The organism is Tissierellales bacterium, from assembly GCA_035301805.1.
Lineage (GTDB): Bacteria > Bacillota > Clostridia > Tissierellales > DATGTQ01 > DATGTQ01.
The window spans coordinates 1-9,648 of the sequence record DATGTQ010000121.1; the positions used below are offsets into that span (position 1 = coordinate 1).

The 9,648-nt window shown below is 30.1% G+C and carries 9 protein-coding genes; all 9 read left to right on the forward strand.

Going from position 1 to position 9,648, the window contains the following annotated elements:
* Nucleotides 1-129: 129 nt before the first annotated feature.
* Nucleotides 130-1,467 (forward strand): magnesium transporter, encoded by a 1,338-nt coding sequence (gene mgtE, locus VK071_05545; GenBank protein HLR34779.1) that lies wholly within the window; start codon nucleotides 130-132, stop codon nucleotides 1,465-1,467.
* Nucleotides 1,468-1,650: 183 nt separating this feature from the next.
* Entirely contained in the window at nucleotides 1,651-3,063 is a 1,413-nt protein-coding gene (locus VK071_05550; GenBank protein ID HLR34780.1) for an N-acetylmuramoyl-L-alanine amidase, read from the forward strand.
* Nucleotides 3,064-3,213: 150 nt separating this feature from the next.
* Nucleotides 3,214-3,492, forward strand: a complete 279-nt coding sequence (locus VK071_05555; protein HLR34781.1) for a Veg family protein — start codon at nucleotides 3,214-3,216, stop codon at nucleotides 3,490-3,492.
* 115 nt (nucleotides 3,493-3,607) lie between these two features.
* Complete coding sequence (locus VK071_05560; protein HLR34782.1) at nucleotides 3,608-4,468, forward strand: L,D-transpeptidase family protein; 861 nt, start codon at nucleotides 3,608-3,610, stop codon at nucleotides 4,466-4,468.
* A gap of 334 nt (nucleotides 4,469-4,802) precedes the next feature.
* Nucleotides 4,803-6,353: an SPOCS domain-containing protein gene (locus tag VK071_05565; GenBank protein HLR34783.1), complete on the forward strand. Its 1,551-nt coding sequence runs from the start codon at nucleotides 4,803-4,805 to the stop codon at nucleotides 6,351-6,353.
* A gap of 93 nt (nucleotides 6,354-6,446) precedes the next feature.
* The gene (gene ispE / locus VK071_05570; protein HLR34784.1) at nucleotides 6,447-7,298 is read left to right on the forward strand and encodes a 4-(cytidine 5'-diphospho)-2-C-methyl-D-erythritol kinase; all 852 of its coding nucleotides are present in this window, start codon (nucleotides 6,447-6,449) and stop codon (nucleotides 7,296-7,298) included.
* 65 nt (nucleotides 7,299-7,363) lie between these two features.
* On the forward strand, nucleotides 7,364-7,573 hold the full coding sequence (locus VK071_05575; GenBank protein HLR34785.1) for a CLC_0170 family protein: 210 nt from the start codon (nucleotides 7,364-7,366) through the stop codon (nucleotides 7,571-7,573).
* Between the two features lie 9 nt (nucleotides 7,574-7,582).
* The gene (locus VK071_05580; GenBank protein HLR34786.1) at nucleotides 7,583-9,067 is read left to right on the forward strand and encodes a spore germination protein; all 1,485 of its coding nucleotides are present in this window, start codon (nucleotides 7,583-7,585) and stop codon (nucleotides 9,065-9,067) included.
* 9 nt (nucleotides 9,068-9,076) lie between these two features.
* Nucleotides 9,077-9,648 (forward strand): GerAB/ArcD/ProY family transporter (locus VK071_05585; GenBank protein ID HLR34787.1); only part of this gene is annotated, 572 nt, incomplete at its 3' end.

The following is a 9,648-nucleotide window of genomic DNA, read 5'->3' on the forward strand; positions in this document are numbered from 1 at the left end:
AAAGAAAGAGGTGATGATTGTGGATTCTGGGCCTTTGCCTGATTGTTGGAATTTGATTAGAAAGTTTAATATTAGTAGAAGAACCATAATCATACCTAAATTTTCATGGTTCTTCTGAGGGGGAATTACATGTATGATGAAAAAATTGAAGAACTAATAAGGGAAAAAAAGTATGTACAATTAAGAGATGAATTATCAGAAATGAATTCTGTAGACGTAGCTGATATCCTATCATCTATGGATATTCATATTGCACTAATCCTGTTTAGGATGCTTCCAAAAGATGTGGCGGTGGAAGTGTTTTCAGAGTTTTCCGGTGATATGCGAAAAGAATTAATAGGTCTCATAACAGATAAAGAAATTAAAGATATAGTAGATGAATTATATTTTGATGTTAGAGTAGACGTTATAGAGGAAATGCCTGCTAATATAGTGAAGAAAATTTTAAGAAATACTAAGGAAGATGAAAGAAAACTTATAAACCAGTTTTTAAAATATCCGCAAGATTCTGCTGGTAGCCTAATGACTATAGAATATGTGGAACTAAAAAAGGAAATGGCTGTAAAAGAGGCTATGAAGCATATTAAAGAAACAGGCTTAGACAAAGAAACAGTTTATACTTGTTATGTAACAGGTAAAAATAGGAAATTAGAAGGAATAGTATCTTTAAGGAAATTAGTAATTAGTGAAGAAGATGAAATTATAGAAAATATATTTGATGAAGATGTAATTTATGTAAGTACCCATGACGATCAAGAGACAGTAGCAGGTATTTTTAAAAGATATGGATTTTTAGCATTACCTGTAGTGGATAATGAAAATAGACTTACTGGTATTATAACAGTTGACGATATTATGGAAGTAATTGACCAAGAAACTACAGAAGACTTTCAAAAAATGGCTGCTATGTCGCCATCGGAAGAGCCTTATTTAGAAACAAATACTTTTACATTAGCAAAACATAGAATAATTTGGTTATTAGTTCTTATGATATCTGCAACTTTTACTGGAGGAATAATTAGAAGATATGAAGACCTACTCCAATCTGCAGTTCTTTTAACAGCCTTTATACCCATGTTAATGGATACAGGAGGAAATGCAGGGAGTCAATCCTCAACTTTGATCATTAGGGGACTTGCATTAGGAGATATAAAACTAAGAGATAGTTGGAGAATAATATGGAAAGAATTTAAAATTAGTATAATTGTAGGGATAACTTTAGCTTTTGCAAATTTTTTAAGAATCTACTTTTTAGAAAAAGTAGATTTCGCTGTAGCTTTAACAGTATCTGTAACTTTGTTTGCTACAGTTGTAGTTTCTAAAATAATAGGAGGTATACTACCTATAGTAGCCAAAAAAGTCAATATAGACCCTGCTATTATGGCAGGCCCATTAATTACAACTATAGTAGATGCTATAAGTTTAATAGTTTATTTTTCAATGGCATCTTGGATATTAGGGCTATAGTAAATATGGAAACAGAAAATCTTCTTTCTGGATGGAATATAGAATCCTTGTCAGAAAGAAGATTTTTTTATTTTACAAAGGTTATATATATTTAACTAATTGTAAAATCCCCATTCTTATTCACTTAAAAAACTTAATGCTCATAATATATAGTAATGTTCTAATAATAGGGGGTAGTATATTATGTCAGATTTATTTTTTATAAATTATTATGATTTAAAAGAGGATAAGATTTTTAAATTGCCCCTTGAAGAAATGGTTGAAACTTTACTGCCGAATTATATGGATATAAGTTTTCATATAGATGCCTTAAAGGCACAAGCTATAGTTATAAGGACTAATTTAGTGAGAAGGTCTTTAAAACTCAAAGGTGAAGGTTGTAAAAATCATAAAGGGGTAGATTTTTGTAAAAGCTCCCACTGTTATAATTTTAAAAATATAGAGGAATATCGTTCTATATGGGGGGATAATTTTAATAAAAATAGGGAGAAAATAGGAGAAGCTGTAGAAAATACAAAGGGGATAATATTGACTATAAATGGTAAGCCTATGCAAGCAAAATTTCATCATACCTGTGGTGGAAGTACGGAAAATGCAGAGAATGTTTTAAAGCATCCAGTTATTTATCTAAGGAAAGTTCTATGTAATTATTGTGTAGATTCGCCAAAATGGGAAAATAAAAAAGATTTTTCTGTCTCAGATATTGAAGAAAAATTAAATATAAAATTCCCTATAAATAAAGAAAAAATTGAAATAAAGGAATTTATAGAAGATGTAGAAAGAGATGAAGAAGGAAGAGTAAAGTATGCTTATATGGGAGGAAAAAAATTTGAAGGCAAGGAGTTAATGGATTTATTAGATCTTAGTTCTACTCGTTTTAGTTTTTTTCCTACAAATATTCGTTTTGTATCTCAGGGAGATGGTCATGGGCTAGGATTATGTCAAGAGGGTAGTAGAATAATGGCTGAGAAGGGATATTCCTTTGAAGATATATTAAAATATTACTATACTGGAATAGAAATGGTTAAATACCCTTTTCCTAGTATAAAACAGCCTCTTTTTGGGAAGACAATAATAATAGACCCTGGGCATGGAGGAGAGAATGTTGGATTTAAAGGTGCTAATGGCTCTGAAGAAAAAGAAATTGCATTAAATATAAGTAAAGAATTAAAAAAAGAAATTGAAGAATTAGGGGGAGAAGCTTGTTTAACTAGGAAAGATGATGAGGAAATATTATTAACTAATAGGGCTCATATGGTAAATAAATTAAAACCAGATTTTTTAATAAGTATTCATTTAAATTATATGGCTAACTCTAATAAGAAAGGTGCTGGAGTATATTATTTTAGAGGGGATAGGGAAAGTAAGAAACTAGGAAATATAATTATGAAAAACTTAGAGACTATTGGAGTAATTAATAGGGGTGTAAAAGAGGGAAGGTTTTTCTTGCTTAAGGATGTTTATGTAAGCTCTTTAATAATAGAAATAGGGTATTTATCTAATGCTGAAGAAGAAAAAAACTTATTAAATAGTAATTATATAAAAAGTCAAGCTAAAGTTATTTCAAGAAGTATAGTGGAATATTTTGAAAGTTAGGAATATGGTAAATATAGTTGACATTATATTTTCTTCATAGTATAATAATATGTTGATTTGACATAAGGGACAAGATATGTTATAATTTTTACTATGAGTGTCCCTTAGCACTCCTTCTACCCTTAAGAGATAGGGAAAAAATTCGGGAGGGTGATCTTTTTGTTGGAAAAAAATAGTTTGGGAAAAATTAAAAAGGACGTTAAAGATTGTGTTGGCAAAAAGGTGATTGTAAAGGCAAATAAAGGGAGAAAGAGAACGACAACCAGGGAGGGAACTCTTGAAAGCGCATATCCAAGTATATTCGTTGTTAAAATTTCCAACGAATTTAATAGCGTCAGAAGAGTATCCTATACTTATTCCGATATACTGACAGAAACTGTTGAGGTTACAATTTGTGAAGGTGAAAATAAAAAAATAAAAATAAGTTAAGATAGAAAGGGCAGAAATTTTAGATCTGTCCTTTTTATTATGAAACTATAATATAAAATATAAAAATTGTGATATAATAACTTTTAAGATAAAAAAATATAGAAAGGTGATGAATATGAAGAAAAAGTTGACTATTTTGATTGTGGCAATTTTAATATTAGGTAGTGCCTCTATTATTAAGTCTATAGAATCAGATAGAAAGAGCAACGAAAAGATTGTAAAAGTGGATGAGGATGGGGCAGAGAAAACTGATATAGATTCAAAAAGTCAGCTTGAAAGCAAATGGGAAATGAGTCCCAAAGATGATGTAGATAAAAACCAAGTCAATAGAGATAAAAATCCCCGCGTATTAGAAGGACGATATATTGGTGAAGCTTTAGATCGAGTTAATGATAAAGGTGAAATAAATATATATTCAGAAAAAGATAATAATAGTCAAGTTATACATATATTAAAAGATTATGATAAGGTGGTCTTACTTGAGACATTACCTTATGGTTGGTTTAAGGTCAAGCTAGAAAATGGACGGGTTGGTTATGTAGATGCTAGGTATATAAGGGCTAAGGAGATCCCTCCTCATGATTATGACAAAGATTCTGAAGAGTGGGTAATCGTCTTTTCAGATGAAAATCAAAGTGTAGATATATATAAAAAAGGTGAATTAGTAGAAAAAAGCTTAGCTTCTGGCGGAACATGGGATAGCTTTACTCCTAAAGGTGTTTTTGAAATAGAATCTGGCAGAAGGGGAGAATGGTTTTTTGCAGAAAGGTTTATGCAGGGTGGAAAATATTGGGTAGGCTTTAGGGATTCTTATTTATTTCATTCCCTTCCTTGTAATGAAGATCAGATAATAATAAAAGAGGAAGCTAATAAGCTAGGTCAGCCTGCAAGTCATGGCTGTATTAGATTACCCGAAAAAATAGCTAAGTATATTTATGATAATGTACCTGATGGCTCCTTAGTTATTATAGAATAGGAAATAGAACACTTATATAAAAAAAGTATCGATTTAAGTCGATACTTTTTCGTTTTTATTGTAAATAGGGAATTGGGCTAGGCATTTAGCCTAGCCCAATTACGGGGAAGAAAGACCACTTGGAAGTCTTCTCATCTTATTATACATATAATTATCAAATATTGTAAATAGGTCTCTAGTATTAGATTATATCCTCGTATATTGACTAGTTTAGTATTATTCTGCGTTTTTAAAAAAATATATAATTTTTCTATTTAATAATTTTTTTGGACATTAATACATATATCTTTTCATAGGATAATATTAAGGTCTATTAATAGAGGGGGGGAAGTTTATGGCTATAAAACTAGTCAAGGATATATTAAAAGTAAATGAAGTAAAAGGAAGAGAACGGGTGGAGACTTTAGTAGAAACAGATATGTACTTAAATCGTACAAAGCCAGAGATAGAAGAAATTCTTTGGACAGATGGTAAAGCTGAGATCATGAATGTAAAAATATTTCAAAATAAGGTTTTAATATCAGGCATAATAAGATTGAATACTATTTATAAATCGAAAGAAGATACCTTTAGGATATATAGTGCAGAAACTACTAAAGATTTCAGTGAAGAAGTAGAAATAGAAGGTATAAATGAAGATATGTCTAGCGAGGTAAAAGTAAACTTAGAGTATATAGAAAATGAACTCGTAGATGAAAGAAAAATATTATTACAAGCCTTAGTAAATATTGATGTAAAAATTGAGTTCACAAATTCAATTGAAATAGCGAAAAGTATTGAGGGAGAAGAAGGTCTCCAAGTTTTAGAGGAAAATGTAAACTATAAGGAAACTTTAGCTTCCAATGAGTCCAGCGTATTAGTAAAAGAAGCTTTTGAACTAGAAAGTCATATGCCAGATATAGAAGATGTATTAAAATTACAGTTTCAGGTTTTTGAAGAAGAAAGTAAAATAGTAGAAGATGGCTTAATGGTAGCAGGTATTGTAAAATCTACATTTATTTATTTAGGTGGAGAAAAATTAAATTCAATAGAAGAGGAAATGTCTTTTAATCACTTCATTGAAATGCCAAGGGTAGAAAAAGATTTTAAGTATTACTTAAATTTAGAAATTGATAATGGAGATTATGAGTTAAAAGAAGATATAGAGGGAGATCTACGAATAGTAGATTTTGAAATAAAAGTAAAAGCAATGGGTAGGGTATACGATGAATTAGAAAAACAAGTTATAGTAGATGCTTATTCTACAAGTAAAAAGATAAATATAGAAAAAAAGGAAATATATTTGTTGCAAAGTTTACAAGATTTTATAATAAAAGAGAATATTAGTACTGAAATTAAGGATATAGATTTTGAAGAAATATACAGTGTTGAAAGTACTCCAGTTCTTGTTGACAATAGGTATATGGATGAAAAAATTATTATAGAAGGATTCCTGTCTACAAATATTGTATATCTAGAGAAAAATTCTAAGGATATTAAAACTACCCAAGAAGAAATACCATTTAAATTCTATGTAGACGGAACAGGTGATTTAGATACCGAAATAAATATAGATGTAGAATGCATTCTTGAAAATCTTAGATATAATCTGAAAGATGGAGAATTAAAAATAGAAGGAAATTTAAAAAACTATGTTCAAGTTACTAGTAAGAAAAAGATAAATATTATCCAAGAAATAGAATCAACTGATGAATTAATAAATAAGAAAAAGAGATCTAGTATTACTGTGTACATTGTTCAAAAAGAAGATATACTATGGGACATAGCCAAAAGATATAATACTACTGTAGAAGAAATAGTACTTTCAAACAATTTATCTTCACCAGACAATCTTATGCCAGGAGAAAAGATAATAATAGAAAAACATGTAGATATGAAATTCTAAGGGAGATTTAAATCTACATGTTAGTTTTCAATGATAGACCTATTATTTTATGGTATAATATAACTGTTCTAAAATTAATAAAGGAGATAAGGTATGACGGAGATGAAACTAGATGCTTATGGTAAGATTAATCTATCTTTAGATGTACTTTCAAAAAGACAAGATGGTTACCATAATATCAGTACTATAATGCAACAAATAGATTTAAAAGATACTATTATACTCAGGGAAATAGGGGAAGGGATAGTAATAGAATCGGATCATCCTAAAGTACCCTTAGACTCAACTAATTTAGTTTATAAGACGGCTGAATTGATAAAAGAAAAATATAATATAGATAAAGGAATTTATATCAAAATCCAAAAGAATATTCCTATAGCTTCTGGGCTAGCAGGAGGAAGTACAGATGCTGCTATGATTTTCAAAGGATTAAATAAGCTTTGGGATTTAAATCTTTCAGAGAGAGAATTAATGGATATGGGTGTGAAAATAGGGGCAGATATACCTTTTTGTATTATGGGGGGAACAGCTCAAGCAGAAGGTATAGGGGAAAAACTAAAAAAGCTACCTAGTTTTTCAGATAAATTAATTTTATTAGCCAATCCTGGCCTTCCAGTATCTACTGTAAAGGTATATGAAAGTCTTCAATTAGATAAAATTAATAAAAGGCCGGATATAGGAAAGTTAATTAAAAATATGGAGGAAGACGATATTTATTCATTAAGCAAAAATATGGCTAATGTTTTAGAAGAAGTTACCTTAAGAAAATATGAAATAATAGATAGATTGAAGAAGATAATGATTAAAAATGGGGCTTTAGGTAGCTTAATGAGTGGTAGCGGGCCTACTGTTTTTGGAATTTTTGATAGTGAAAAGGCTTTATATAATTGTAAGAAGGATTTAGAGAAAATGATTAAAAATGTCTATGTGACGAAAACAATTTAATAATATTGAATAAAATTTCCACTTCCGGTAGATTATAATATTAAAACTATGGGGAAGTGGAAATTTTGTTTTTTAAATATAAGCATTTTTCTCAAACTATCATTGATATGAATGTGGTAGCTATTTCTATAGTTGTATCATTAATAGTTTATTTTATAGATTTGCCAAGACTTAAAAAAGAAGGGCTCGTAAAAGATGCTAAAATTGCGAAGAGTATATTTATCATATATTTAGTTGTACCACCAGTAATATATGTAGTATTAAAATTTATTTAGGAGAATTCTATGAGTATAAGTAAAGATTTAGAGAAGAATACCCAATTATTAAAGGATATTTTTAAAGACTGTAGCGATATAGTTTTTAGAAATTTTCATATAGGAAAGGATGGAGAAGTAGCTTTATTATTTGTTTATGTAGATGGGCTTATAGATAAGGCAGTTTTAAGTGAATCCGTTTTAGGATCCTTATCCGACGAGAAAGATATAGAAATGCCAATAGGTGAAAATTTAAAATCTCATATTTTTAGTATAATTGCCAATGAAGGCATTTCCTTATCAGAAATAAATGAAGAAGAGGAAATGGAAAAAGTAATAGATGCTATTTTATCTGGAGAAACAGCTCTATTAATAAATGGTATAGAAAAGGCTATAATTCTTTCTACTAGGGGATGGAATACAAGAAGTGTCGATGAACCAGAAACGGAAACTGTAGTTCGAGGGCCTAGAGAAGGCTTTACTGAGACTTTAAGAATCAATACTAGTTTAGTTAGGAGAAGAATAAAAGATCCAAAATTAAAGCTAAAGGTAGTGGAAATTGGTAGAAGATCAAAAACTAGTGTAGGGATTATGTACATAGAAGATATAGTACAAGAAGGATTAGTAGAGGAGGTAAACAATAGACTTGATAAAGTAGATATAGATGCAATATTAGACAGTACTATGCTAGAAAATCTTATTGAAGATAATTATCTTTCACCTTTTCCCCAAATAGAAAATACAGAGAGGCCAGATTCAGTAGCTGCTAGTTTATGTGAAGGTAGAGTAGCTTTATTAGTAGATAATAGTCCTTTTGCTTTAATAATGCCAGCAACTATAGGAACTTTAATGCAGTCATCAGAGGATTATTATTCTCGATGGGCCATTACATCTACTGTAAGGTTAATTAGATACATAGCTGCTTTCATAGCATTATTTGCCCCAGCATTATATATAGCAATAACTTCCTTTCATCCAGGGCTGTTGCCTACTCGTTTGGCTTATTATGTAGCTGCTACTAGAGTTAATGTTCCTTTTCCAGCTTTTTTGGAAGCCTTCTTAATGGAATTGACAATAGAGTTACTAAGAGAATCTGGGACTAGAATAGCAGGACCTATTGGTACCACAATAGGAATAGTTGGCGGTCTTATTATAGGGCAGGCTGCTGTAGATGCAGGTATAGTCAGTCCTTTAATGATTATTATAGTGGCAGTTACCACTATTGCTTCTTTTACATTGCCAAGTTATGATTTGGCTACAGGATTAAGATTATATAGATTTATTCTAATGGCTTGTGCTGGGATTTTAGGCCTTTACGGGATAATGCTTGGATTTTTAGTTATGTTAACTCATCTTGTGAAATTAAATAGTTTTGGGATTCCTTTTACATCTCCTTATTCTGGATTAGGTTTGGAAGAAGGAGACCTAAGGGATACAATTATAAAAGCTCCTATACAAGATTTAAAGAAAAGACCAGCTTTTACTTTTCCTAAAAATAAGAGAAGACTTAGATAAGGTGATGGTATGAAAGGAAAAATCAAAGTATCAAATAGGCAAATTAAGGCTCTAATTGTTTCTGTTGTTATTGGAATAGGGATACTTTCTTTGCCAAGTGACTTAGCAGAAGTTGTAGAAAATGGAGGATGGTTTAGCATTATTTTAGGGGGGATTTTAACTATTCCTATTATAATGATATTTAATAGTCTAAACCTAATGTATCCGGGAAAAATATATTTTGAATTTGGAAAAGAAATTGTTCCACCCTTTATATTCAACATAATATCTTTTGTTTTTCTTATATATTTAGTAGGTATCTTAACTTTTTCGGTGCGAGTATTTGGGGGAGTAATAAAACTATTCTTATTGGAAACCACACCTATAGAAATTATAATAATTACTATGATTTTTGTCACTTCTTATTTAGGAAGAAGTAAAATAGTGGATATAGGTCGTATGGCCCTCATAATCTACCCCATAATACTAATTACAACAGTTGGAGTAGTTGTATTTTCAATACCAGGGACGGATTTTTCCAACATATATCCTTTAGCAAATATAAAATTGAAACCTATGCTAAGAAGTATTCCAATTGCATT